This is a genomic window from Pseudoalteromonas sp. TAE79 (assembly GCF_000498015.1).
Lineage (GTDB): Bacteria > Pseudomonadota > Gammaproteobacteria > Enterobacterales > Alteromonadaceae > Pseudoalteromonas.
Map to the genome: position 1 here is coordinate 13,079 of NZ_AUTL01000124.1, position 25,315 is coordinate 38,393.

General features: G+C 39.0%; 25 protein-coding genes and 1 pseudogene. 9 read left to right on the forward strand and 17 right to left on the reverse strand.

The genetic code is table 11. From position 1 onward, the window contains the following. Position 1: 1 nt before the first annotated feature. Entirely contained in the window at positions 2–2,158 is a 2,157-nt protein-coding gene (gene relA, locus L655_RS0107980) for a GTP diphosphokinase (RefSeq protein ID WP_024604701.1), read from the reverse strand. Between the two features lie 8 nt (positions 2,159–2,166). Next, a complete protein-coding gene (rlmD, locus tag L655_RS0107985) occupies positions 2,167–3,492 on the reverse strand; it encodes a 23S rRNA (uracil(1939)-C(5))-methyltransferase RlmD (protein WP_024604702.1) in 1,326 nt (441 codons plus the stop codon). Between the two features lie 109 nt (positions 3,493–3,601). Here rlmD and barA point away from each other — a divergent pair. Beyond that, positions 3,602–6,380 (forward strand): annotated as a pseudogene (barA, locus tag L655_RS01000000125320) (two-component sensor histidine kinase BarA). Positions 6,381–6,459: 79 nt separating this feature from the next. Here barA and pdxJ read toward each other — a convergent pair. From pdxJ to rpoE, 10 genes are all read right to left on the reverse strand, one after another. After that, positions 6,460–7,191, reverse strand: a complete 732-nt coding sequence (gene pdxJ, locus L655_RS0107995) for a pyridoxine 5'-phosphate synthase (RefSeq protein WP_024604703.1) — start codon at positions 7,189–7,191, stop codon at positions 6,460–6,462. A gap of 22 nt (positions 7,192–7,213) precedes the next feature. Next, positions 7,214–7,906, reverse strand: coding sequence for a DNA repair protein RecO (recO, locus tag L655_RS0108000; RefSeq protein ID WP_002958713.1), 693 nt, complete (start codon positions 7,904–7,906; stop codon positions 7,214–7,216). Between the two features lie 20 nt (positions 7,907–7,926). After that, on the reverse strand, positions 7,927–8,859 hold the full coding sequence (era, locus tag L655_RS0108005; protein WP_002958714.1) for a GTPase Era: 933 nt from the start codon (positions 8,857–8,859) through the stop codon (positions 7,927–7,929). Continuing rightward, positions 8,849–9,526, reverse strand: a complete 678-nt coding sequence (gene rnc / locus L655_RS0108010) for a ribonuclease III (RefSeq protein ID WP_002958715.1) — start codon at positions 9,524–9,526, stop codon at positions 8,849–8,851. The genes era and rnc overlap by 11 nt, the downstream gene beginning before the upstream one ends. Before the next feature lie 2 nt (positions 9,527–9,528). After that, positions 9,529–10,464, reverse strand: coding sequence for a signal peptidase I (lepB, locus tag L655_RS0108015; RefSeq protein WP_024604704.1), 936 nt, complete (start codon positions 10,462–10,464; stop codon positions 9,529–9,531). A 16-nt stretch (positions 10,465–10,480) separates the two neighbouring features. Further along, a complete protein-coding gene (lepA, locus tag L655_RS0108020) occupies positions 10,481–12,268 on the reverse strand; it encodes a translation elongation factor 4 (protein WP_002958717.1) in 1,788 nt (595 codons plus the stop codon). Between the two features lie 275 nt (positions 12,269–12,543). Continuing rightward, the gene (locus L655_RS0108025) at positions 12,544–12,993 is read right to left on the reverse strand and encodes a SoxR reducing system RseC family protein (protein WP_024604705.1); all 450 of its coding nucleotides are present in this window, start codon (positions 12,991–12,993) and stop codon (positions 12,544–12,546) included. Positions 12,994–13,013: 20 nt separating this feature from the next. Then, the gene (locus L655_RS0108030) at positions 13,014–13,964 is read right to left on the reverse strand and encodes a MucB/RseB C-terminal domain-containing protein (RefSeq protein ID WP_024604706.1); all 951 of its coding nucleotides are present in this window, start codon (positions 13,962–13,964) and stop codon (positions 13,014–13,016) included. Positions 13,965–13,968: 4 nt separating this feature from the next. Continuing rightward, the gene (locus L655_RS0108035; RefSeq protein ID WP_024604707.1) at positions 13,969–14,586 is read right to left on the reverse strand and encodes an RseA family anti-sigma factor; all 618 of its coding nucleotides are present in this window, start codon (positions 14,584–14,586) and stop codon (positions 13,969–13,971) included. A 1-nt stretch (position 14,587) separates the two neighbouring features. Beyond that, positions 14,588–15,169, reverse strand: coding sequence for an RNA polymerase sigma factor RpoE (gene rpoE / locus L655_RS0108040; protein ID WP_002958721.1), 582 nt, complete (start codon positions 15,167–15,169; stop codon positions 14,588–14,590). 245 nt (positions 15,170–15,414) lie between these two features. On the opposite strand from rpoE, the gene nadB reads away from it, so the two are divergent. Then, positions 15,415–17,025: an L-aspartate oxidase gene (nadB, locus tag L655_RS0108045; RefSeq protein WP_002958722.1), complete on the forward strand. Its 1,611-nt coding sequence runs from the start codon at positions 15,415–15,417 to the stop codon at positions 17,023–17,025. Here the strand turns inward: nadB and L655_RS1000000127910 are convergent. Then, positions 17,000–17,356: a hypothetical protein gene (locus tag L655_RS1000000127910; protein WP_024604708.1), complete on the reverse strand. Its 357-nt coding sequence runs from the start codon at positions 17,354–17,356 to the stop codon at positions 17,000–17,002. The two genes, nadB and L655_RS1000000127910, sit on opposite strands and share 26 nt — an antisense overlap. A 55-nt stretch (positions 17,357–17,411) precedes the next feature. Beyond that, the gene (locus L655_RS0108055; protein ID WP_002958724.1) at positions 17,412–17,663 is read right to left on the reverse strand and encodes a succinate dehydrogenase assembly factor 2; all 252 of its coding nucleotides are present in this window, start codon (positions 17,661–17,663) and stop codon (positions 17,412–17,414) included. Positions 17,664–17,827: 164 nt separating this feature from the next. On the opposite strand from L655_RS0108055, the gene L655_RS0108060 reads away from it, so the two are divergent. Further along, positions 17,828–18,739: a folate-binding protein YgfZ gene (locus L655_RS0108060; RefSeq protein ID WP_024604709.1), complete on the forward strand. Its 912-nt coding sequence runs from the start codon at positions 17,828–17,830 to the stop codon at positions 18,737–18,739. Positions 18,740–18,751: 12 nt separating this feature from the next. After that, positions 18,752–19,237: a peptidylprolyl isomerase gene (locus tag L655_RS0108065; RefSeq protein ID WP_002958726.1), complete on the forward strand. Its 486-nt coding sequence runs from the start codon at positions 18,752–18,754 to the stop codon at positions 19,235–19,237. 43 nt (positions 19,238–19,280) lie between these two features. Here L655_RS0108065 and L655_RS0108070 read toward each other — a convergent pair whose 3' ends face one another. The 3 genes from L655_RS0108070 to L655_RS0108080 are packed head-to-tail and all read right to left on the reverse strand — an operon-like array spanning position 19,281 to position 20,964. Further along, positions 19,281–19,763 carry a hypothetical protein gene (locus tag L655_RS0108070; RefSeq protein WP_002958727.1) on the reverse strand — a complete coding sequence of 161 codons (483 nt, stop codon included), beginning with the start codon at positions 19,761–19,763 and terminating at the stop codon, positions 19,281–19,283. A 25-nt stretch (positions 19,764–19,788) separates the two neighbouring features. Continuing rightward, positions 19,789–20,601 carry a DUF481 domain-containing protein gene (locus L655_RS0108075; protein WP_024597159.1) on the reverse strand — a complete coding sequence of 271 codons (813 nt, stop codon included), beginning with the start codon at positions 20,599–20,601 and terminating at the stop codon, positions 19,789–19,791. Positions 20,602–20,643: 42 nt separating this feature from the next. After that, on the reverse strand, positions 20,644–20,964 hold the full coding sequence (locus tag L655_RS0108080; RefSeq protein ID WP_002958729.1) for an HI1450 family dsDNA-mimic protein: 321 nt from the start codon (positions 20,962–20,964) through the stop codon (positions 20,644–20,646). Positions 20,965–21,331: 367 nt separating this feature from the next. Here L655_RS0108080 and L655_RS0108085 point away from each other — a divergent pair, with 367 nt between their 5' ends. The 5 genes from L655_RS0108085 to L655_RS0108105 all read left to right on the forward strand — a co-directional run. Next, on the forward strand, positions 21,332–22,123 hold the full coding sequence (locus L655_RS0108085) for a crotonase/enoyl-CoA hydratase family protein (protein WP_024603617.1): 792 nt from the start codon (positions 21,332–21,334) through the stop codon (positions 22,121–22,123). 71 nt (positions 22,124–22,194) lie between these two features. Further along, complete coding sequence (locus tag L655_RS0108090; RefSeq protein ID WP_024604710.1) at positions 22,195–22,548, forward strand: CidA/LrgA family protein; 354 nt, start codon at positions 22,195–22,197, stop codon at positions 22,546–22,548. Further along, the gene (locus L655_RS0108095; RefSeq protein WP_024604711.1) at positions 22,541–23,284 is read left to right on the forward strand and encodes an LrgB family protein; all 744 of its coding nucleotides are present in this window, start codon (positions 22,541–22,543) and stop codon (positions 23,282–23,284) included. Before L655_RS0108090 ends, L655_RS0108095 begins: the two co-directional genes overlap by 8 nt. A gap of 38 nt (positions 23,285–23,322) precedes the next feature. Further along, a complete protein-coding gene (locus tag L655_RS0108100) occupies positions 23,323–24,159 on the forward strand; it encodes a mechanosensitive ion channel family protein (protein ID WP_024604712.1) in 837 nt (278 codons plus the stop codon). 167 nt (positions 24,160–24,326) lie between these two features. Next, on the forward strand, positions 24,327–25,315 hold a 989-nt coding region (locus L655_RS0108105; protein ID WP_033011706.1), incomplete at its 3' end, for a winged helix-turn-helix domain-containing protein.

Consider the following 25,315-nt stretch of genomic DNA (forward strand, 5'->3'; position numbering starts at 1 on the left):
ATTAATGACCACGCTTGGCATCATGTACACCTTCAATTTGGTGTAATTTAGAAAGAACACGGTTAGTACCCGATAAGTCATGTACTTCTATTTGCATTGTAAATATAGCTAACTGATTATCTTCAACCGTATTTACGTTCATGTTTAAAACATTTACTTTTTCGTTAGCAAGTACTGAGCTTATATCGCGTATCAACCCTGAACGATCGGTGGCTTCTATTTTAATACTTAGTGCGTACGAGCCGTTAATATCATCTGACCAACTTACCGAAATAACACGCTCAGGATGCTGGTTTTTTAAGTTATTAAACGAATCACAGTCTTCCTTATGAACACCTATTCCTCGACCTTGGGTTATATAACCTATTATTTCATCGCCAGGTACTGGGCGACAGCACTTGGCTACATGGCTCATTAAGCTGCCAACACCATCAACCACAATGCCGTTTTTATCACCAGTTACTTTACTTGGTGCTTTAATGCGAATAACCGGCTCATCTTCTGTCCGATCACTTACAAAGTTAAGCATTTGATTGAGGCGAACATCGCCCGCACCAATCGCAACCATTAAGTCATCCAGCTCTTTAAAGTTAAAACGCTTAATGGCTGGCTCTAAATCTTTATATGTTAAATTGAGCTTTTGTAATTCACTGTCGAGAATTTCTTTCCCCGCACTTAAGTTTTTGTCGCGGTCGAGCTGTTTAAACCAGTGGTGGATTTTAGCTCTAGCACGGGATGATTTAATGTATCCTAATGACGGGTTTAACCAATCACGACTTGGATTTGGTTGTTTTTGGGTCAGTATTTCTACCTGATCTCCTGTTGTAAGTTGATGCGTAAACGGCACTATTTTGCCGAATATTTTTGCACCAATACAACGATGCCCCACATTTGAGTGGATGTAGTAAGCAAAATCAAGCGGTGTAGCACCAAGTGGTAAATCGATAATATCGCCGCTTGGGGTAAATATGTATACGCGATCTTCTACTACTTGGTTTTTAAGCTCTTCTGCTAAATCGCCACCATCAACCACTTCTTCTTGCCATTGGAGTAGCTTACGCAACCAGCTGATTTTTTGCTCATAACCCGAACCGCGCCCTGGTAATGCACCTTCTTTGTACATCCAGTGTGCAGCCACCCCTAACTCAGCATCTTGATGCATGTCGCTGGTACGAATTTGTATCTCTACCGTTTTACCTTCAGGTCCAAATACCACGGTATGAATTGACTGATAGCCGTTTTGTTTTGGGGTTGCTACATAGTCGTCAAACTCTTTATTAAGATGACGCCAATTGGTGTGCACAATACCCAACGCAGCGTAGCAGTCTTGCAGGCGTTCAACGACGATACGCATAGCCCGAATATCAAAAAGCTGATCAAACTCGTAGTTTTTTTGCTGCATTTTTTTATAAATGCTGTAAATGTGCTTAGGACGACCATAAACTTGGGCTTCTATGCCCGCTTCACTTAAACGATTTTTTACTTGCTCAACCATATCTTCCATGTAGGCTTCGCGTGTAAGACGTTTGTCGTCAAGTTGTTTGGCTATGCTTTTATAGGTGCCTGGGTGCAAATATCTAAACGATAAATCTTCCAGTTCCCATTTTAATTGCCCTATTCCTAATCTGTTTGCCAATGGTGCAAAAATATCAGCCGTTTCTTTAGCGGCAATGACGCGGTCTTCTTCATCCGCATTTTTTACATTGCGTAAATGACATACCTGCTCGGCAAGCTTAATGACCACGGCGCGCACATCTTCAACCATGGTTAATAACATTTTTCGAATATTATCAACTTGCATAGTGCCTTTACCTTGATGCGATAAAGTACTAATAGTGGCCATTTGTGCAACCCCAGTTAGCAGCATGGCAATGTTATTCCCAAGCTGCTCTTCGATGGTTTCAAGCGATATTAAGTCGTTTAAAAAATACGGGGTTAAATACGCAGTAGCTAACGATTCGGGGTCGAGATTTAGCTCAGCTAAAATTTCAACCATTTCGATTGCAGTAGTTTGCCTGCTTTCACTATCACATTTTACGCAGAGCGCTTGGGCTTTAGTAAGTAGCTCTGTTTTTTCTTCAGACAAGGCAAGAAATGAAAGCCGAGTGCTAAAATCTGTTGTCTCATCTTGTTGATGTGATTGTCGTGTAGCTACCATAATGCGTTCTACCTCCGTTGAAATAACGCCATAGTTTCAATATGCCCTGTATGAGGAAACATATTCATTAGCCCAATTTTATTAAGATCAAAGCCAGCTTGTGAAATAATTGCGCTGTCACGGGCTAAAGTAACAGGGTCACAAGAGACATATAAAATAGTTTTAAACTGCTTTAAAGGTAATTGCTCTAATACAGCCATAGCACCAGTCCTGGAAGGATCAAGTACAAGCACATCTAAGCTTTTGCTAAACCATGGGGCGCTCTGTATGCTTTGGGTTAAATCAAAGCAATGAAACTGCGCATTGGTAATAGAGTTAGTTTGCGCATTTTGAGCAGCCATTGCAACCGCTGAAGTCACACCTTCTACACCAATTACAGATTTTGCTTGTTTTGCTAACACTAATGAGAAATTACCAATCCCACAAAATAAATCCAATAAATTTTCATCACCTTTTAAATCAAGCCAATTTGCAGCTTGCTTTAACATAGCTTCGTTAACTTGCGCATTTACCTGAATAAAATTACCTAAACCAAATTCAAATTTTAGATCAAATTCTTTAAGATAATAAAATGGCGTGGCTAAGTGTGAATGTTCTATTGCATCGCTCTCGCTTTGCCATACAATTTTAAACTGCTGGCTTTTTGTTATGTGCTCAACCAAAGCCTTTGTATCATCATTAATTGCTTTAGTGTGACGAATAACAACAAAGTTTTGTTTATCACTTTGGTATAATTGTAAATGGCTTATACTGTGCAGTGCTTTGTGTTGATTAATTAAATCATCAAAAAGTGTGAAAACATCTGTAAATACTTCATCAAGTACTGCACATTTATTAATACTCACAATATTTTTTGAGCCACTTGCTCTGTAACCCACGCGCATTTTTTTAGCTGCTTTATCAAACATAACAGCTATACGAGCGCTGCGTCTGTAATGCACAGGTTTACTTAATAATGGGGTTTGCCAGTTTAAGCTGTTTAATTTAGCAAACTTACTAAATAACTGAGTAACTGCAGTTTGTTTTTCTACAACTTGTTGGCTTACTTCTAAATGCTGTAATTGGCAACCACCACACTGATTATAGTGCTCACAAAAAGCATCTACTCTTGATTCACTCGCTTGAATAACTTTAGTTACTTTTGCACTACTGTATTTAGCTTTATCTTCGACGAGTGTTGCTTTGACTGTTTCGTTTGGTAATGCACCACTTACAAAACATACTTTATTGTTATGTTTAGCAATGCCACGCCCTTGATGATCCATTCCCGTTATAGTTAATTCTAGTGTTTGTTGCTTTAACGGTTTTTTTTTCGCTTTAAAAATTTGCGCCATTAGGCATTACCTTAACTTTATTTATGAAGCACCTATATTTAGATGCTTTAGAATGCGTGTTGAACCGTATATACTCAAGTCATACTAATAACGATAAAACGCTCTCATTATGACCAAATTAGGCTTACGCGATTCTGTTTTAACACTGACCCTGATCCCAACGGTGATCATAGGATTACTACTTGGTGGCTATTTTACAATAAATCGTTACATTGAGCTTGATGAAATTTTATATCAGCAAGGCACTACTATTTCTGAGCCCCTTGCTATTGCGCTTGAGCAACCCATGCTCGAAAAAAACAAACAGCTATTGAATCGCCTTATAAGCTACACACATAACAAGCACTCCCCTACAATTAAGTCGATTGCAATTTTTGATAAAAATAATGCGCTATTAATGACCAGTAATTATCACCGCTCATTTGAAAAGTTAATTAGTCAAAAAACGCTCATAAATTTAAAAACCACCCATGTGCAAAAGTCAGATGAGCTTGTTACATTTTTCACACCCATTATTAACCATACAAGTCACGATTCTAAATGGGACCCGTCGGCTTTTCAGTCATCTTTGGGCACCGTTATTATACAGCTAAACAAAGACCAAGCAGTTATAGGGCAGCAACGTGCTTTATTAATTAGCGGTATTGTAATTATTTTATCATTGGTATTTGCAGCAATTTTAGCTTTAAGGTTAAGCCGCATGTTTATGACGCCGCTTAATAAGTTAGTACTTGCAACCGACAAGTTAGTCGAAGGTAAAAGAAGTACTGGCCTTAACGACAACATGATAGGTGAATTTGAGCTATTACGAGAAGGCTTAAATACCATTGCACACACTATGGTGATGCAAAAAGATGAAATGCAAAAAAATATTGACCAAGCAACGAGTGACTACCGCGAAACACTAGAACAATACGAAACTTCAAATATAGAGCTCTCGTTTGCAAAAAAAGAAGCTCAAGATGCTAACCGTGTTAAATCAGACTTTTTAGCTAAAATGAGTCACGAACTCCGTACTCCGTTAAATGGTGTTATTGGATTTACACGCCAGCTTTATAAAACACCGCTGAATAAACATCAAAAAGATTATCTCGACACTATTATGTTATCAGCAAATAGTTTGATGACTATTATTAGCGATATTCTAGACTTCTCCAAACTAGAAGCAGGTGCAATGGAACTTGAGTCAATTCAATTTCAGCTTCGGGATGCAGTAAATGAAGTTATGACGCTACTTGCTCCTAGCGCACACGATAAGCAATTAGAGCTATCCATTTACATTAATCAACAAGTACCAGATGACTTAACGGGCGACCCTACTCGCTTTAAACAAGTTCTGATAAACCTATTAAGTAATGCGATTAAATTTACCGAAAAAGGCTCCATTAAGGTCGACATAAGCCATCGGTTACTCGACAACGAACGTACCTCTTTACTTGTGTCAGTAACAGATACTGGCGTGGGTATACCCGTGGATAAGCAAGACTCTCTATTTACTCCATTTGGGCAAGCGGATTCAAGCATTACACGTAAGTTTGGTGGTACAGGCCTTGGTCTCATTATTACCAAACATATTGTTGAAGCGATGAATGGCCGCATAACATTAAACTCTGCGCCTGGTAACGGTACCTGTTTTACATTCAATAGTGTGCTTAGTTTGCCCAATCATGTATTTACTAACGACTTACCGACTAAATCGCTCATTGGTAAACGTATTTTGTATTTAGAGCCACACGAGCATACACATCACGCTGTACTTTCGTTATTAACACAGTGGGAATCAAGCGTGACGGCGTGTTTTAACGAGATTAGCTTTTTAGACGCTATAAAAAGTACCGAATATAAATATGATATTTGCTTAATTGGCCATATGGCATCAGTTGATGATATGCAGCAACTAAAAAGCTATGTAAAAGCCGTGCGTGAATCTACTGATTACTTATATTTAATGCTTAATACTGTATCGCACAATATGCGAGAGGCCTTTATAGGTAGCGGTGCTGATGCGTGTTTAAGTAAACCACTTAATCACCGTAAGTTATGTGAAGTACTTGCCGCACCTTACAGGCTTGACCACCCTACTCATAATATTGAACAAAACGATCAAGCTTTGCTNGCTGCCGTTAAAGGTATTGGTTGTTGATGATAACGATGCCAACTTAAAACTTCTCCATACTTTATTAAGTGAACAAATTGAAGTAATAGAAACGGCTCATAATGGTTCACAAGCATACAGCTTAAGTAAAAGTCATAAATACGACATAATTTTTATGGATATACAAATGCCAATTATGGACGGTATAACCGCATGCAAGCTTATTCGCGAATCATCACTTAATGAAGATACACCAATTATCGCTGTAACGGCACACGCCCTTCAAAGCGAAAAAGAGCAACTACTAAAAGATGGCTTTAAAGGCTATTTAACTAAGCCTATTGATGAAGATATGCTTAAACAAATTATTAGCGACCATAGTCCACAGACCCCGGTTAATCGTGATAAAGCAAAAACAGATACACCGCAAAGCCCTGCACCATTTCAAAGTAGTCGAATTGATTGGGCACAAGCGCTGCAGCGTGCTGGCGGAAAGAGCGAGTTAGCGCTAGAGATGCTTAATATGCTACTTCTAAGCGTCCCTGAAACTCTTGCATTGCTTGCTAAAGCGATAGAGGGTAACGATTGTCAGCAAGTCTTAAGTATTGTCCACAAGTTTCATGGCGCATGTTGCTACACTGGTGTACCTAAACTTAAATCACTCGCAGAAACAATTGAAACATCACTTAAAAATAAATGCTTGTTAGAGAATATTGAACCTGAATTATTTGAGTTACAGGACGAGCTTGAAAACCTACTTGCAGATGCAAGTGTGACCGAACTGCAAAGGTAAGGTTTTATTTTAGATACAAAAAAACGCGGTATTTACCGCGTTTTTAATTAAGCTATTTAAATACTTATGTAAGTTCGTATTACATTCTTGCTTCAATCATTAATCGTTTCATGTCGCGTACGGCTTTATCGAGTCCATCTATCGCTGCACGAGCAATAATAGCGTGGCCAATATTTAGCTCGTAAATCTCAGGCATCGCGGCAATGGGCTTAACGTTATGATAATGAAGGCCATGGCCAGCGTTAACAATCAAACCTAAGCTTGCTGCGTATTTAACACCTTCACGAATATGCTCTAACTCTTTGTGTAAATCAGTATCATTTGTGGCATCAGCGTACGCGCCTGTGTGTATTTCTACATAAGGAGCACCACATTCTTTGGCTGCATCTAACTGTGATTTATCTGCATCAATAAATAGCGATACTTTAATACCCGCTTCGGTAAGCGTTTTTGTTGCTGCTTTAATTTTATCTATATTACCGGCTACGTCTAAGCCACCTTCGGTTGTTAATTCTTCGCGCTTTTCAGGTACTAAACACACGTACTCAGGTTTTACTTCAAGCGCTATTTTTATCATTTCATCGGTAACAGCGGTTTCAAGATTCATACGAGTTTGAATGGTTTTAGCCATTACATAAACGTCGCGATCTTGAATATGGCGTCTGTCTTCACGTAAGTGAATCGTAATACCGTCTGCGCCTGCATGTTCTGCTACACTGGCTGCATGAGCGGGATCTGGATAGCTTGTTCCACGCGCTTGGCGAAGTGTTGCAATATGATCTACGTTTACACCCAAAAGAATATCTTTCATTTTCTTACCTGTAAAATTACGTTTATTGAGAGGCCATAAATAGCTCGCGGCTTTTTAATGGTTTACTACCTAATAAGGGTTTTAATAAATAGCGACTTAATTGCTTTGCCATATATAGCACATCATTTTGGCTAAAGTCATGATTTGCTATGGCGTTGAGTTGTTTGCCACTAAATCCAGAACGTGTATCTTCTTGTACTAAAAAACCAAGTTCGGGGAAATAACTATACGTCTGCTTTTCATCTATTGGTTCACCACTGGCGTCAAAACTAAAATCCACGCCATAACCGAGTAATTCCAATAGTTGAAACTCGTATGAGCGAAGCACCTCTTGTAAATTAGCCCCGCTGTTTAGGTTTGATAGATGAGTTTTATATAGCTCAAATACTTGTTCAATTGGCTCGTTAACAGGAACGATACGATTTGTAAGCTCATTTAAATAAAAACCACAATAAAGCTCATCACCTTTTAAAAAGTGCGAGTTCCCATGCAGTTCAAACTTATTGATATATTTTAAATCGTACTTGCCACTGTAATTAACAAGCAGTGCCTGAAACGGCTGAAGTTGTGCTTTATGTTTAGTGGCCTGGCGACCACTAATTCGGGCCAGCATTCTTAACTGACCAACGCCTTCTACAAGCATATCTAACATTACTTGGGAGTCACTATAAGGACGCCGATGTAATAAATACGCGGTGTAGAAGTCGCTATCCATTCACTAAGCTACTGCTTGGTCTAGTCTTCACTGTAACCTAAGCTTCTTAGTGCACGTTCATCGTCAGCCCAACCCGACTTAACTTTAACCCAAAGCTCTAAAAATACTTTGTTATCCAGCATTTCTTCTATGTCTTTACGGGCTTCACGGCCAATGGTTTTTAGCTTTTCGCCTTTATTACCAATAACCATGCGTTTTTGTGTTTCGCGCTCAACAAGAATTAACCCGTTGATATGCCAAATACCGTTGTCTTGCCATTTAAACTGCTCAATTTCAACAGTTACAGAATACGGCAATTCTTCGCCCATAAAACGCATTAGTTTTTCACGAATTACTTCAGCTGCCATAAAGCGCATTGAACGGTCAGTTACATAATCTTCCGGAAAGTAAAATTCGCAAGGAGGTAAGCGTTTAGTTACTTCTGCTTTGATTAAATCAACATTTTTACCTTGCGTTGCCGATACTGGCATAATTCCAACAAAATCAAATTTGTCACTTAACCACTTCATATGAGGCAACACAAGGTCACGGTCTTTAACTTGGTCTATTTTATTAATAACCAATAATACCGGCTTACCACTTTGCGATACTTTATTAAGTACCATGTCGTCATCGGCATTCCAATGAGTGCCCTCAACTACAAAAATAATAAGCTCAACATCGCCGATAGAACTAGACGCGGCACGGTTCATTAAACGGTTAATCGCACGTTTTTCTTCAACGTGTAGACCTGGTGTATCTATGTATACCGCTTGGTGTTTACCTTCGGTATGAATACCCATAATACGATGACGGGTGGTTTGTGGTTTACGTGAGGTAATACTCACTTTTTGCTCAATAATTTCATTAAGCAAAGTCGACTTACCTACGTTTGGGCGCCCTACAATAGCAACCATTCCACAAAACGTATCTACATCACCTTCATGAGGCTGTATTAGGGTATCAAGGTTCATTTTTAAGTATCTTCAATGCTTTTTCAGCAGCTTTTTGTTCGGCTTTACGGCGCGAGCTACCTACAGAAATTATGCTATCCATTCCATCAACAATACATTCAACCGTGAATGTTTGATTGTGTGCTTGGCCTTTGGTATCAACCACAGTGTAACCCGGTAAAGATAATTTACGGGCTTGCAAATACTCTTGCAGCAGGGTCTTCGGATCTTTTTGGTTAAGCCCTGGTGAAATAGCATCTAATCGTGATTCGTACCATGACAATATAAGATCGCCACAGCTATCAATACCTGAATCTAAAAATGCAGCGCCAATAATAGCTTCTACTGCATCAGCAAGCGTTGACTCGCGACGGAATCCGCCACTTTTAAGCTCGCCCGGCCCTAAGCGTAAATAATCGCCTAGGCCAAATTCAAGACCAAACTCGGCAAGTGTTTGACCACGCACAAGCGTTGAGCGCATGCGGCTTAAATCGCCTTCACGCGCTTTAGGAAATTTGGCATAAAGTGCATTGGCAATCACAAAGCTTAAAATAGAGTCGCCTAAAAATTCTAGTCGCTCATTATGCTGGCCTTTGTGGCTGCGGTGCGTCATTGCTTGCTCAAGTAAACCTTGATCGGCAAATTCATAGCCAATTTTTTTATATAATTCTGTTACATTTTTTTTCATCGTTACTGAATATTACCTAGGCGCTCAAAGCGAACACCAGTTGGAACCCATCCTGGTAAAATATCATCAGGGCCATTCTCAAATTCAAAACTCATCCATATAAAGACAGCTTTACCCACCAAGTTTTCTTTTGGTACAAAGCCCCAAAAGCGACCATCTTGGCTGTTGTCGCGGTTATCACCCATCATAAAATAATGATCAGCAGGAACAGTCCATTCATCAGAAGGCGTGCCCGGTTGCTGGTAGTAACGCCCTTTTCTCTCAGGCGCTTGTGGGTTGATTAATATATCATGCGTAACTGTTGTTAAATTTTCATTTACACGAGCTAGAGGCATTGGGCCTTGTTTAAATTCGTTATCATTAATTAGTTTAAAATCAATTTTATTGAATTCATTACATAAAAGCTCACCCTGCTGGGTCTCGCCTTCTTTACAATTTGGCTGAATATATAAACGTTTATCGCGATAAACAATTTTATCGCCAGGTAAACCAATTGTACGTTTAATATAGTCAACATTTTCATCTAAAGGGTATTTAAAAACAACAATATCACCACGCACAGGCTGCCCAATATCAACTAATTGAGTACGCCAAACAGGGTCTTTTATTCCATATGAATACTTTTGTACTAAAATAAAATCACCTACTAATAATGTAGGCATCATTGAACCGGATGGAATTTGAAACGGTTCAAAGATAAATGATCTAAAAATAGTAATTGCTGCAATCATCGGGAAAATCGACTTTGCTGTTTCTGTTAGTACTGGTTCTGGTGCAATTAATGCCGCAGTTTCTTCATCTAACGGAGCTCCAGCAGACGTTTGCGCTATCGCTAAGCGCTCCTGCCTTTTTGGGGCGTACATTAAGTGATCTATTAACCATATTAAGCCTGAGCCTAAAGTTAATAACACCAATAAAACTGAAAAATAACCAGCCATTTATAATCCTTTGTTTTTATTTGCCAACTTTTAAAATAGCTAAAAACGCTTCTTGAGGCACTTCAACATTACCTACTTGCTTCATACGTTTTTTACCATCTTTTTGCTTTTTAAGTAGCTTTTTCTTACGACTCACATCACCGCCGTAACACTTAGCAATTACGTTTTTACGTAATTGTTTTACCGTAGTACGTGCAATAACGTGTTGTCCAATCGCTGCTTGAATCGCAATATCAAACATTTGACGTGGGATAAGCTCTTTTAACGCATCAGCTAACTGGCGACCACGAGACTGTGCACCATCTCTGTGAACAATTATCGCAAGTGCGTCAACGCGCTCACCATTGATTAAAATATCAACACGCACCATATCTGATGTTTGAAAGTGTTTAAAGTTATAATCAAGCGACGCAAAACCACGGCTAGTTGATTTTAATTTATCAAAGAAGTCCATCACCACTTCAGCCATAGGTAGCTCGTAAGTTACAGCTACTTGCTTTCCGTGATAAGTCATTTTTGTTTGGCTACCACGTTTTTCAATACACAAAGTAATAACGTTACCTAGGTATTCTTGTGGTACCAAAATATTAGCTTCAACAATCGGCTCACGAATCTCTACAATATCGTTTACTGCAGGCAAATCAGATGGATTATCAATCTGAAATGTACCTTCTTTAGTAACTATCTCATAGATTACCGTAGGTGCTGTTGTAATTAAATCAATATCGTATTCACGCTCTAAACGCTCTTGAATGATTTCCATGTGTAGCATACCTAAAAAGCCACAGCGGAAACCAAAGCCTAGTGCAGTTGAATTCTCTGGTTCAAAGAATAACGACGCATCGTTTAAGCTTAATTTATTAAGTGCATCACGGAACGATTCATACTCATCTGATGCAATTGGGAACATACCCGCATAAACCTGAGGCTTAATTTTTTGAAAGCCAGGTAAGCGAAGTGGAGCTGCATTTTTTTGATGAGTAATAGTGTCACCTACTGGCGCACCATGTATCTCTTTAATACCAGCAATAACAAACCCTACTTCACCTGTTCTTAAAATACCGGTGTTGGTTTGCTTAGGAGTGAACACACCTACTTGGTCGGCAGTATGTATATGCTCGTTCGACATTATTTTTATTTTGTCGCCAGTGCGTAATTCACCGTGCTTAATACGCACTAGTGATACAACGCCTTGGTATGGGTCAAACCAAGAATCGATAATAAGTGCTTGTAAAGGTGCATCTTTGTCGCCTACTGGCGGCGGTACATCTTTAACAATCATTTCAAGAACTTCGGCAATACCTACACCTGTTTTAGCGCTACACTGCACTGCATCAAGGGCATCAATACCAATAATCTCTTCAATTTCTTCTGCAACACGTAAAGGATCCGCTTGCGGTAAATCGATTTTATTAAGTACTGGAATTACTTCTAATTCCATTTCAATAGCGGTGTAACAGTTAGCTAGTGTTTGTGCTTCAACGCCTTGGCCTGCATCAACAACAAGCAACGCGCCTTCACAAGCAGCTAAAGATCGTGAAACTTCATACGTAAAATCAACGTGTCCTGGAGTATCAATAAAATTAAGTTGGTAGGTTTCGCCGTCGTTCGCTTTGTAATTCAACGTTACACTTTGCGCTTTAATGGTAATACCACGTTCGCGCTCAATATCCATTGAATCCAAAACTTGTTTTTGCATTTCACGGTCGGTTAAACCGCCACAAACTTGGATCAAACGATCTGAAAGGGTCGATTTACCATGGTCAATATGGGCGATGATCGAAAAATTACGGATATGCTTCATAAACTGGATTCTATACTTCTATTTTAATGGACTAAATATGAATACCTAAGTGACTTGAAAATACTTGCTTTAGGATGCCATAAGCTAAATTTGTATATAACAAACAGTACTTACGCTTTTTAAGATGGGTTACAACCATTTTATGTATTGAATAACAATAAGTTATATTTACTTAACTTAAATAATTCAGTCAGATAAAATAATTTAAAAAACCACGATTCCCTGTATTTCCAAGTTACTTTGGTATAAAACGACAATTTTACATTTAATTGGCGTCAATCACCATCTATTTGAGTTAAAGGGATACTAATTGGGTGAATTTTTATAACTTTTATATCGTGCTTTAGAGATTTCACGCGAGTTTTAGCTATAAAAAAGCCAGTAACGCCACCTAGAGCAGCAGCTAAAATCTGCCAGCCTTCGGAAGCTATAAACAATTGCGCCGCAACAAATGCAAAAACAAGACTCAAAAGGAGCGGTAGCATGTAAACCGCAAAAGCATGCTTAACGACATGACTATCATCTAGTGACAAAGTGACCTTTTGCCCTATTTCTACTGAGGATTCAAATTTATAAGGAAAGGTTTTTTTTGCAGTGCCAAACAGTTTACCAAACACTTGTGAGCCGCAACGACCATTGCAGCCTTCACAAGCTTGTTTTTGCTGTGCTTCTAAATGAGCAATGTGGCCATCGAGGGCCACAACAGTGAGGGTTTGTTCAATCATAACAATCCTTACGGAATCGTCTATAGTGCGCGAGTAACTGACTCTGCAATCGCTTTTGCGGTCATACTCGGTACATTACCAACAACCGATACATCAAAATTACCGCCATTATGCACATATACTGTCGTTGCACCAGAAGTGAGTGCTCCACTTAAACGCTTACCTGGTAATGGGCGCTGAATAAATACAGAAACCTCAACAAAACCATCAGAGAACAAGTAATAATCAGTTAATTCGTTATTTAAATCGAGCTTATGTCTGTCTGATTTTAGCAACTCAAAGCCATCTGGTAACCAGCTGATTTTCCAGTTTGTGGCAGTACTATCTTCATTTATAAGTGCATCGTTTGGCAAAGGCGTTGGAAAGTTTCGATTGAGCACTTCAACTAGCATACCGGCTGGCTGCTCTGTCACACTAATGTGTGTAAGCTGTAACTGCTCTAAGGCTTCACCTTCATGGTTAACGTACGCGGCTTTTAGTAACAACGACGATTCCATATCCAGCCAAATCCAATAATTATATTTATACTCGTCTTTAGATTCAATGCGAACAAGTTGCGCTGCGCGCCCTGCAATACGCCCTTTTCCGCCTAGTACAAAATCATAGTGCGCACTTAAGCGATCTATATCTTTAAAAAGTACTTCAGGGATTGGACCTGCTATTGAATCTGTTTTTAGAGAATATGGTTCAGACTGAGGTTCAAAATAAGTTACTTGATTATCGATACGGACCATTTCAAGCCCAGCACCGTTAAGTAAACTTAAATGCTCAAGTTCGGTGTCACCTTGTAAAGCATGCACCCATCGGTAGGGTTCCATTGTTTTACCTTTGACAACCACAAACGAGGCGTCAAAATTACGGGTGTGAACGGCATTAGCCATTTTGAGTAATAAATCTTTGGCAGGATTTGTGTCGTTGGCAAATGCATTCAAGCTTACTACCAACGACAGAACAAAAGTGATTACTTTCATTTAATTAGTTTTTTTCCTCAGACGCTTTGGTATTAGTTTGCGCTGTTTCTAAAGAATTCGCAACTCGTGCTTGGCGTTGATGCTCAAGAACTAACGCACCAATACGCTGTTGCTGTAGTTCACGTAAACCTTGCTCAGCATTTTCAAGCGCAGGCTCAGACGAATAACTTACTGGCGAAGCCATACCTGCTAGCGGTGTGGTTTGCAGTAATGGAATTTCACTTTGCTGCTCATTGTTACTTTGAGGAAGCGTATTAACGCCCACAATAGCAAACATCGCTACACTTGCTGCAATAGCTAATTGAGCAACTGGTTTGCGCCAATTAAAAGCGACTACTTTATTATCTTGTACTGTTTCAGTGATTGCTTGAGGCTGTGTTTTTGACTGACTAAAGTCAGCATAAACAGGCTCGCTTTCAAGTGCTAATGCAACGCGATCGCTAATATCAATATATATGTCGTTATTATTTTTTTGAGCACGCATCGCATCACCAATTAACGCATAACGGCCAAACGTAGTTACATCTTGCTCTGCAATTTTTGCATCATTTAGATGTTGCTCGCCATCAAGTAATGCCGATAACGCTTCGTTATCTAACTTGTTAAGGTGTGCTTTTGTCATACTAAGACTCGCCTATTAATGGGTTTAATTTGTTATCTATTGCTTCACGGGCACGAAATATACGCGAACGCACAGTCCCGACTGGGCAATCCATTACCACGGCTATTTCTTCATAGCTCATCCCTTCTATTTCTCTAAGGGTGATTGCGGTTTTAAGATCTTCAGGCAAACTATCAATCGTATTAAAAATAACAGCGCGTACTTCTTCGCTTAAAAGTAGGTTTTCAGGAGATGCATTCGATCGCATTGAATCTGCACAATCATAAAACTCGGCATCTTCAGCGTCTATATCATTTGCTGGCGGCTTACGCCCCTGGGCTACTAAGTAATTTTTAGCACAATTAACGGCAATACGGTATAACCACGTGTAAAAGGCGCTGTCACCTCTAAAGTTAGGAAGTGCACGGTAAGCTTTAATAAAAGCTTCTTGTGCTACATCAGCAATATCGCCTTGGTTAGATACATAACGTGAGATCAAACCTGCAATTTTGTTTTGATACTTCTTTACTAATAGGTTGAAGGCGTTTTTATCTCCTTGCTGGACCCTTTTTACTAGCACTAAATCTAATTCCTGCTCGCTCATTCGAGCCGGTACTCCTATGTCTGATTTTTGCTTGTTATTCATATTGTCGTCATTGTTCACAAATACTCTGACCTCTTTATGAATAAAAAGTTCTGCTTAATATTATTTTTTTATAAAATAGATGATAATAACGGCGCTAAGCCTTTAAAATCACTACGTAGTAGTATGACAAATATGATACAACTACAGATATTAAAAACAAATATTGCTCTATATGAGCATTGTAACCGCAAAGTACCTCTGACATGAACCAAAATAAACATCACATTGCAGATGTCGCTATTATAGGTAGCGGCGCAGCAGGCTTATCACTTGCATTATCTCTAGCTAATTATTGTAACGTTACCGTGATCAGTAAAGGAGCGCTTACCGAAGGTTCTACTTTGTATGCCCAAGGCGGTATAGCTGCTGTATTTGATAAACAAAACGACAGCATAGAATCTCATGTTGAAGATACACTCGATGCAGGCGGCGGTTTATGCGATAGAGACGCTGTTCATTATACCGCCAGCAATGCTCACGATTGCCTACAGTGGTTAATCGACCAAGGCGTACCCTTTGATATGGAGTTTGATAGCAAAGGAAAAGAGCGTTTTCACTTAACACGTGAAGGTGGTCACAGCCATCGTCGTATATTGCATGCAGCCGATGCAACAGGCAAAGCGGTGCAAACAACACTTATCAGCCAAGTTAAAATTCATAAAAATATAACGCTTTTAGAGCAATACAACGCCATTGATTTAATCACAGATAAAAGCGCCGGAAAAACAGGCTCACACATTGAAGGCATGTATGTGTGGAACAAAAAAGCTAAAAAGGTAGAAACCATTTCAGCTAAATTTGTTGCTCTTGCAACCGGTGGTGCAAGTAAAGTGTATTTATATACATCTAATCCAGACGTATCAAGTGGTGATGGTATTGCAATGGCTTGGCGTGCAGGTTGTAAAGTTGCCAACATGGAATTTAATCAATTTCATCCAACAAGTCTTTATCATCCAGAGCTACAAAACTTTTTAATTACCGAAGCCATGCGCGGTGAAGGGGCTTATTTAAAGCGCCCTGATGGAACTCGGTTTATGAAAGACTTTGATAGCCGTGAAGAGCTTGCTCCACGCGATATAGTGGCACGCGCAATCGATTTTGAAATGAAGCGCTTAGGCGCCAATTGTGTTTATTTAGATATTAGCCACAAAGATAAAGACTTTATTATTGAGCACTTTCCTACTATTTACGCAAAATGCCTAAGTGTAGGGCTTGATATAACAAAAGAAGCAATCCCTGTTGTACCTGCTGCGCATTACACTTGTGGTGGCGTAATGACCGACTTTAACGGTAAAACAGATCTCGATAACTTGTATGCTGTTGGCGAAGTTGCTTACACAGGCTTGCATGGTGCAAACCGTATGGCAAGTAATTCACTATTAGAGTGCATTGTATTTGCCCACGCTGCAGCTAAAGATATTTTAAGTAAAATTGAACATGCACCAGAGCCGATGGCGCTTCCTCATTGGGATGAGAGCCGTGTTAGTAACTCAGATGAAGAAATTGTTATTACCCATAACTGGCATGAACTACGTTTATTTATGTGGGATTATGTAGGTATTGTACGCTCTACTAAACGCTTAGAACGAGCACTGCATAGAGTTGAGTTGCTACAGCAAGAAATACACGATTACTATGCAAACTTTAGAGTAAGTAACAACTTACTTGAGCTTCGTAATTTAGTGCAAGTATCAGAGCTAATTATTAGAAGTGCTATGGAGCGAAAAGAAAGCAGAGGCTTGCATTACACTATTGATTACCCTGAACAAAGTGAAAATCCAACGCCGACTATTTTGACTCCAAAACGCAATTAATTGCGCCGACAGTGGCACGTTTTAGACGCGCATAACTTTGCTCATTAACGCCATTGGCTGAAATTATAAGCCAATGGTTGTTACTAAAACCTTTAATATGAAGCCATATATTATTACCATAAAATCGGCTTTTGTTACTTATTTCACCCTGAATTTTTAAGCTCTCGCCCTCAAATCTAAATAACTTTGGTTCTAATATTATAATTCCCTCATTTGGGTGAATTGCTAATACTTTGCGCCACATTATCAAGCCAGCTAGTGCATTTATTATTAAACAAAAAAGCATAGCTAATAGTGAATCTAAAAATAAACATAATATAAAACTGAGCATACAAAAAAAGACCACAATTGGTTTGTGGTCAGCTTTATTATTTGTAACCGTAAACCTATACACGAACTCGGTCTAAGATCAGCGAAACCATACCGTTTAACTGCTCGTCTTTACATTCTTCATGACCCATAAACCATGCAAATAAGTCAGGGTCTTCTTCTGTTAGTAAACGCTGAAAGATAGCCTGTTGCTCTGCGCTCAAAGAGTCGTATGCTTCTTCTACAAACGGCATAAACAAAACATCTAGCTCTAACATGCCACGACGACAAGCCCAACGAATACGTGCTTTACTATGAATTTCAACCATTTTAAACCTCATACTTAATTGACTCGAGTTTAACAAACACAAGCCTATTTAGCAGCTATTAATCTCTCATTAAATAATAAACCCGCACCAATAAGCGCTTGTCTGTACCATACGTAACAACTGCGTTATTATGTCACTTCATTTATATTGCAAAGAAGGTTTTTATGTCGAGCGTTTATGCATGTCCGTTATCTCATCAACTTATTAGCCTCTGCGGTGCTGATAAATTATCTTATTTGCACGGACAAATCACTCAAGATCTAAATAAATTAACCAGCAGTAATTATTTGTGGGCTGGCCATTGCAGCGCCAAAGGTAAACTTTGGGGTGTATTTAAATTATTTTCTTACCAAGATAGCTACTACCTTGCGGGTAGCCAAGCTGAAGTTGAAAAATCATTAGCTGAACTTAAAAAATACGCTGTATTTGCAAAAGTTGATATTACTGAATGCTCAAAGCGTTTAATTGGTTTAATTGGTGATGATTTATCGGATGTACTGGCACAACTTGATATTAGCTTTGAAGGCGATGCAAGCGCGTGTGATTTCACGAATGGTAAAGCGCTAAAATTAGCTGATAACCGTGTTTTAATAATGGTTGATAACCAATTTAGCATGCCTGATAACGTATCCACACTTGATAACGAAGCCCCTTGGCAACAAGCAGCGATGCTTGCCGGTGAGCCTCAGCTAAGTGCAAATGCAATTGGCGAGTACGTTCCTCAAATGGTAAACCTACATGCTATTGGCGGTATAAGTTTCAAAAAAGGGTGTTATACCGGTCAAGAAACAGTAGCCCGTATGAAGTACCTTGGTAAAAATAAACGTGCAATGTATATCGTTTCAGGGCAAAGCGAAGGGATTCTTTTAGAGCCTGATTTAGAAACCCAATTAGGCGAAAATTGGCGCCGTGCAGGTAAACTTATTGCACAAAGCTTTGATGAGCAAACAAATAAATTAACAGGCCTCGTTGTGTTGCCAAACGATACTGATGTAACTCAGGTACTTCGTGCAAAACACACACCTCAGGTGGAGCTAAGCATTCTGCCTCTACCCTACTCTCTTGAAGATGAATAAATAGGAATGACTATGATCGTTGCGGCAAACAAAGTGGTAAAAATGCATTATTCAGTAATGGATAATGATGGCAATAGCATTGATAACTCGTTCGGTGGTGAGCCACTACACTTTATCATTGGCACAGGCTATTTAATTTCAGGCCTAGAAAATGCTTTGCTGGGCAAGCAACCAGGCGACACGCTTAGCGTAAAGGTTGAACCTGAAGAAGGTTACGGCGAGCGCCACGAAAACCTAATGCAAGCAGTACCTAAATCAATGTTTGAAGGTATGGAAATTGAAGTTGGCATGCAATTTCGTGCATCAACAGATGATGGTGACCAATCAGTAATGATCATCGATATCCAAGATGAAGAAGTGATTGTAGATGGTAATAACCCACTTGCAGGTATAACACTTAACTTTGATGTAGAAATACTAGAAGTACGTGATGCGACAGAAGATGAATTAACTCACGGCCACGTACATGGCGAAGGTGGGTGTGGCCACGACCACTAATGCACTGCTAAACAAATAGAAAAAGCGCCTAAGGCGCTTTTTTTTATATCATATTGTTACGCTTAACCGTTTCAGCTTTTGGCTTACTAGGCAGCGCGATTGATACGTTTTTTTCTTTTAAAGCAGCTAGTAAACCTTTTTGATCGTTTGTACCAACTCTATACAAGGTGCCATCTTTGAGCGTTAACTGTATTGCACTAAAGCCAGATACTGTATATACCCAACCATCATGAGTAATTCGCATACCAATACCGTGCCTGTAAGAGTTTTGAACTGCTTTTGCTTCTGCGACTTCGCTAAGCTCAATACTTTGCCCAGCAACGCCTGGACCAAACGCCCAGCTAATATTTTTATCATCTACTTTTACTGTTAGGCCATGGAACAAAAAGCCCACCAGCACTAAAATCCCAGTAAATATTATTAAAGGTCCATCAGCGCCTAACAAGTTCCACGCAAGCGCCACAAAACCGCCAATCCACGCTAATACAAAAAAGATAAACACCGCATACTGTTTATGCTGATACATAATATTCTCTAAATTAAATAAATACTTAAAAGCTGTATACCAATGTAGCACTCAGCTCTGAGTCAAACTTGAGTTTATCATCTTCGGGTTTTGAATTATAACGATACATGTAGGTAAATTTGAGTGATACCGCGCCAATCACTTGGCTTATCAGTGCGGTTTCCGATTTTAAGCGAGAATTAAGACCTGAAAGCGACTGCTCTATACTCACATCTTGATTAAAACGAGTACGCTTAGAAACTAAACGTTCCCACTGCATTGCAACACGTACTAAATAACCGGTTTTATCAATTTCATCTTCGCTCACATCCGAATCCTCATCGGCGACTGAACGGTATAAACCAGGTCCTATATCAATATCTACTTTGTTTTTAGAGCCTTGATATACACGCGCACCATAGCCTGTCGCCACCGTGCTTTTAAAATCAAGTCCACTAAACTCATCTTCTTCGTAATCACCGTAAATAAAAAATGAGGAGTTTTTAACACCTACTTTATAGTTACCTTGCGCTGATACAAAAATACGATTAGCTGTAACATCAGTGCCACCGCTTTCATCGTTCTCATCACGCTTATAAAGAGAGTCTATTTTGAATTGGTTACGCCACTTTTCAAAATCTTGGTATAAATTACCTTTGAGCTTAAAACTGGTCGAATTGGTGTTACCTTTACTTAGAATAAAACCAAATTCAGTATCACCGTAAAGCATATCACCTTTGTGTAACTCATGAATTTCTTCATCAGAGAGCTTGCCATATTCATGAAAATCTTCAAATGGATCAACAGCCCAACTTGGGCAGCTAATTATTAAAAAAATTAAAAATAAATACTTACGCACAACACTCTCTCTGCACACAATTATAAAAATAAGCGGTATTGCTTATTCACTCTCTTTCCATAAAATATGACAAAACGGAGCATCTTTATCACGACTAATCAAAATTTTAGCAAACAAAACATCATCATTTTCAAATTCTAAACCAACTAGCACCTGAATAAAGTGCTCTGGCTCTATCTCAAGGGCAACAAAATCTTGCCACTGATCGTCTGGCTCGTCTTCTTCAATAAAGCCTAGGTCTTCTCTAAACTCATTAAAGTCTTCAACATCTTTATCACTCAAGTTATTTGGCGCTAGCTCTAAAAAAATATCATAAGCTTGGTGAGTAGCTTCTTCTACCGTATATAAACGTGGACCCGACATATGTGCTTAACCTTAAGCTTTTAAGTTGCGCTATATTATCAAATCTCATCATCATTTTGATAAAAAAAAGCGTAAAACACTGACTTTTTTGTAACTGAGTCATGCTTTATTCAGCATACAGCTCAAACAATAAATAACAATTTAACTAACCCATTGAATATCAAGATTACTTTTTTAATTTAAGCTTAAAATAACAACGTAAAAAATTTTATTATCTCAAGTTCTAATTGTTTAGCTTTTTCTCATCTAAATCTAACCCTTTAAGACTACAGCTTTAGCAATAAATTCCATTTATTTAAAAAATACCGTCACTTTACTTAATTCTTATAACAACATAAGCTCAACTAACAGGTCAGAGGAGTGTGTAATGATAAAACTAGAAAAACAAAATGGCATTGCAACCGTCACGCTTAGCAGAGCAAAAAAACAAAACGCATTAAGCTTTGAAATGTTTGTAGAGCTAAACAAAGCCATTAAAAACATAAAAAGAGATCGCAGTATTCGTGCTGTAGTAATAAAAGGCGATGGCGAGCATTTTTGTGCAGGGCTTGATATATCAGCCGTAATGGCGGCACCATTGAATATTATAAAATTATTGCTTAAATGGTTACCTGGCAATCAAAATTTAGCGCAAAAAGTAGTATTAGGCTGGCAGTCACTGAGCGTGCCTGTTATTGCACAAATTGATGGCAACTGTTTAGGGGGAGGATTACAAATAGCGCTGGGTGCTGATTACAGGATTGTTCATATTGATGCCAAGCTTGCCATTATGGAAGCGCGTTGGGGCTTGTGCCCCGATATGGGCGCAAATGTAATGATGAGCGGTTTAGTTAAGCGTGACCAAGCACTTTGGCTTGCAAGCCACGCAAACCCAATCACAGCACAACAAGCAAATGAGCTAGGTTTAGTTACTCAGCTTACCGATGATACTCAACAAGCCACGCAAAACATGCTCAATACATTACTTGAGCGCTCACCCGATACGCTTGCTGCTATTAAACGTGTTACACAACTTAGCTATAAACCAAACCAACGAAAAATACTCGCTAAAGAAACTTTCAGCCAAATTCGCTTACTGCTAAACCCAAACACTAAAAAAGCAATTGCTAAAGCAAAAGGAAAAGCGGATATAACCTACGCAAATACAAAGCATTGGTAGACTATTGCACAATGCATAAAAGAGTTTGATTTGTTAAAGTTAAGCTCTTATCTTTTCTGTGAGCCACTTTGATGAAATATCTGCTCAGTAGCGCTATTATATTACTATGTTTAGCCTGCGCTAAACTCATTATGCACTTTATTGGTGGAAGCTTTCCTGCACCGCTACTCGCTATGGTTATTTTATTAGTTTTACTCTTATCGGGTATTGTAAAAGAGCAACATGTAAAACCATGCGCCTCCCCTATTTTAAATATTATGCCTATCTTTTTCATTCCAGCTGGCGTGGGATTTATTGAGCATCTCGGCCTTATAAAATTGCACTGGGCATTTTTAGCATCAGTTGTGGTGCTTGTCCCTATAACTACCTTATTGCTTGTTAGCAGTGTAATTGCGTACTTTAAGGGAAGAGAAAATAATGACTAATTTTACTTTTTCCGCTATTTCAGAGCTACAGCCTAATTTATGGTGGCTAAGTATTCCTTTCATTATTGTATTATTTTTAGCGCTAAGGGCCGTAAACCAAAGTATAAAAAGCAGCGTATTTAAATCGCTCACCAACCCCGTATTTTTAAGTATTAGTATTATTGCTTTATTACTCGTTAATCTAAATTTGCCTTATACGCAATTTGCCACGCACAGCAAATTACTAAGCTGGTTATTAGAGCCCGCAATTGTGGCTCTAGCGCTTCCTTTATATCAGCAGTTTACACACGTACGAAAAAATCTATTACTCATAGTCGCAACATGTAGCTTAGGTATTGTTAACGCAACCGTTGTGGCATTTTTGCTAAGCATATTATTTAATTCGCCAGCGCAGCTAAGTGCATCTGTTGCCGCACTCAGTGTGACGACCCCAATATCTTTAATTGTTACCGACTCGTTAGGAGGGATTAGCTCACTTGCTGCGGCTTTAGTTATTTTTATTGGTTTACTAGGCGCTTTATTTGGTTTTATGCTTTTTAAACTCATTAATATTTTTAATCACGAATCTCAAGGCGTTGCCATGGGCACAGCTTGCCATGCAATTGGGACCGCTGCTGCTATTGCTGAGCATCCAAAAGTAGGCGCTTACTCATCAGTTGCAATGGCACTAAGTGCTTTATTAACAGCGATTATAGTGCCGCTGTTATATCCATTTTTAGTCAACATTTTGCTATAGTTGGAAAAATACAACATAGCCCTAACATAGAGCGCTTTATGATCAGTTCTGAAATCGAACAGTTTGAAAAATATTACACCATGCTTACTGAGTATATGGTTACCTACAGTATGCAAATTGTTGGCGCTATTTTTATCGTCCTCATTGGTTTGTGGATAGCACAAAAGCTTGCCAAATTTGTAGCCGCGTTAATGACCCGCCATAACGTTGATATTACGCTCACAAACTTTGTCAGTAGCGTGGTAAAAGTACTGCTAATTGTAATGGTTATAATTATTGCACTTGGCAAAATAGGTATCAGCGTTACGCCATTTGTAGCAGCCATTGGTGCTGCATCTTTAGGTGCTGGTTTAGCGCTGCAAGGAATGCTTTCTAATTATGGTGCAGGCCTTGCCATTATAGCCACTCGACCTTTTGTTGTTGGTGATACTATTGAAGTTAAAAATGTAAGCGGCCAAGTTAAAACAATTGAGCTTGGCTACACTATTTTAATCAATGAAGAAAAAGTAGAAATCACCATTCCAAATAAGCACATAGTGGGTGAAATACTTCACAACTCATTTAGTTACTCATTGATCAAAGGTGAAATAGATATAGCTTATAGTGCATGCTCTGATAACGCGATTAGCCTCATTGAAGACGTACTTAAAGCACATGAATTAGTCGCACAAAATCCGTTATCACAAGTGGGTATTGAACGCTTCGCCGATAGCGGTGTTACAATAAGCTACCGATATTGGGTGCCTACTACTAAAATTATCGAAACCAAACTGGCTATTAACGGTGGTGTTTATAAAGCAATTAATAACGCTGATATTGAAATTCCATTCCCTCAACGCGTCATTACAATTAACAAAGCCGACCTAGAAAGCTAATTTATTTTTATTTTGAGCTTGCATATCTGCAAGCTCATCCTTTACTCCCCCCCTCTGCTCAGAATAAACTCAAATAGTTGTGTTATAGATTTATTTGCCATATAAATAGTGTTAATAAATATCAATACGCACTTAATTTTAATAATAAAAAACAATAATGAGTAATGATGATGCGCAACCCCTTCTACCTAGGCGATTGGCAAGTAACACCTTCAACTAACTCAATTCAACTCACTGGTAAAGCCAAACAGTTAGAGCCCAAAGCGATGGAAGTTTTATTGCATTTGTGTCAACAAAATGGCGACATTGTAAGCAGCGATGAATTGCTCAATAAATGCTGGAAAAATACTGATATTGGCGATAATCCATTACATAAAACTATCACTCAACTAAGAAAAGCGCTCGGTGATAAAGCCAATGAACCACATTATATTGAAACTATCCGTAAACGTGGCTACCGCATTATTGCAAAATTATCTTTTCCGTTAGCAGATCCTATCCCAAGCACTAAAAGTACATGGCAGGGAGGATCCCCTTTCTTAGGCCTGCGTGCATATAACCCAAATGATACCCACGTTTTTTTTGGCCGTACCCAATCTATAGCTACCCTGCTGGAAAGGATATCTAGCCAGGTAAATTACGGTCGTGCTTTTTGCTTAATACTTGGCCCTAGTGGTACAGGTAAATCCTCGCTTGTTAATGCTGGAATTTTACCAAAACTGCTAGATGAGCGAGGCTATAATAGCATCGAGGTTATTTCCTACACCCAGATCGACTTTGCAGATGTGCATAAAAATAGACTTTTTCTAGACTTAGCTTCTGCATTACTTGATTGGGATATAAACGCCCAGCCTGTGTTTGAAGGATTAAGCGCGCAAACACTTGCAGAGCAACTAGAATTGGCAATAGATGGCGTAATTAACGCCATACAAGCTGCACTTAGTAAAGCCTCTACACAACTTAAAACACCCCAGTTATTTTTATTTATTGACCGCTTAGAAGTACTGCTTTCTTCTCCTATATTTAGTAGCGAAACACGCAGCCATTTTTTATCGGTTATTGAACGCTTAGCAATCTCTAAAGCTGTGATTGTATTTAGTGCGTGTCGTAACGACTTTTACCCTTTAGTGGTTGAACAACCAAGTTTAATGGCAGG

What these genes read in the sequence shown, in the direction of transcription:
- L655_RS0108070 (WP_002958727.1), bottom strand. Translation starts at nt 19,763, where the DNA reads ATGTATCAGCATAAACAGTATGCGGTGTTTATCTTTTTTGTATTAGCG.
- L655_RS0108085 (WP_024603617.1), top strand. Translation starts at nt 21,332, where the DNA reads ATGATAAAACTAGAAAAACAAAATGGCATTGCAACCGTCACGCTTAGC.
- L655_RS1000000127910 (WP_024604708.1), bottom strand. Translation starts at nt 17,356, where the DNA reads ATGCTCAGTTTTATATTATGTTTATTTTTAGATTCACTATTAGCTATG.
- L655_RS0108100 (WP_024604712.1), top strand. Translation starts at nt 23,323, where the DNA reads ATGATCAGTTCTGAAATCGAACAGTTTGAAAAATATTACACCATGCTT.
- nadB (WP_002958722.1), top strand. Translation starts at nt 15,415, where the DNA reads ATGAACCAAAATAAACATCACATTGCAGATGTCGCTATTATAGGTAGC.
- L655_RS0108080 (WP_002958729.1), bottom strand. Translation starts at nt 20,964, where the DNA reads ATGTCGGGTCCACGTTTATATACGGTAGAAGAAGCTACTCACCAAGCT.
- L655_RS0108025 (WP_024604705.1), bottom strand. Translation starts at nt 12,993, where the DNA reads ATGATTGAACAAACCCTCACTGTTGTGGCCCTCGATGGCCACATTGCT.
- L655_RS0108055 (WP_002958724.1), bottom strand. Translation starts at nt 17,663, where the DNA reads ATGGTTGAAATTCATAGTAAAGCACGTATTCGTTGGGCTTGTCGTCGT.
- recO (WP_002958713.1), bottom strand. Translation starts at nt 7,906, where the DNA reads ATGGATAGCGACTTCTACACCGCGTATTTATTACATCGGCGTCCTTAT.
- L655_RS0108060 (WP_024604709.1), top strand. Translation starts at nt 17,828, where the DNA reads ATGTCGAGCGTTTATGCATGTCCGTTATCTCATCAACTTATTAGCCTC.
- L655_RS0108095 (WP_024604711.1), top strand. Translation starts at nt 22,541, where the DNA reads ATGACTAATTTTACTTTTTCCGCTATTTCAGAGCTACAGCCTAATTTA.
- lepB (WP_024604704.1), bottom strand. Translation starts at nt 10,464, where the DNA reads ATGGCTGGTTATTTTTCAGTTTTATTGGTGTTATTAACTTTAGGCTCA.
- rnc (WP_002958715.1), bottom strand. Translation starts at nt 9,526, where the DNA reads ATGAAAAAAAATGTAACAGAATTATATAAAAAAATTGGCTATGAATTT.
- lepA (WP_002958717.1), bottom strand. Translation starts at nt 12,268, where the DNA reads ATGAAGCATATCCGTAATTTTTCGATCATCGCCCATATTGACCATGGT.
- L655_RS0108030 (WP_024604706.1), bottom strand. Translation starts at nt 13,964, where the DNA reads ATGAAAGTAATCACTTTTGTTCTGTCGTTGGTAGTAAGCTTGAATGCA.
- rlmD (WP_024604702.1), bottom strand. Translation starts at nt 3,492, where the DNA reads ATGGCGCAAATTTTTAAAGCGAAAAAAAAACCGTTAAAGCAACAAACA.
- relA (WP_024604701.1), bottom strand. Translation starts at nt 2,158, where the DNA reads ATGGTAGCTACACGACAATCACATCAACAAGATGAGACAACAGATTTT.
- pdxJ (WP_024604703.1), bottom strand. Translation starts at nt 7,191, where the DNA reads ATGAAAGATATTCTTTTGGGTGTAAACGTAGATCATATTGCAACACTT.
- L655_RS0108035 (WP_024604707.1), bottom strand. Translation starts at nt 14,586, where the DNA reads ATGACAAAAGCACACCTTAACAAGTTAGATAACGAAGCGTTATCGGCA.
- rpoE (WP_002958721.1), bottom strand. Translation starts at nt 15,169, where the DNA reads ATGAGCGAGCAGGAATTAGATTTAGTGCTAGTAAAAAGGGTCCAGCAA.
- era (WP_002958714.1), bottom strand. Translation starts at nt 8,859, where the DNA reads ATGAACCTTGATACCCTAATACAGCCTCATGAAGGTGATGTAGATACG.
- L655_RS0108065 (WP_002958726.1), top strand. Translation starts at nt 18,752, where the DNA reads ATGATCGTTGCGGCAAACAAAGTGGTAAAAATGCATTATTCAGTAATG.
- L655_RS0108090 (WP_024604710.1), top strand. Translation starts at nt 22,195, where the DNA reads ATGAAATATCTGCTCAGTAGCGCTATTATATTACTATGTTTAGCCTGC.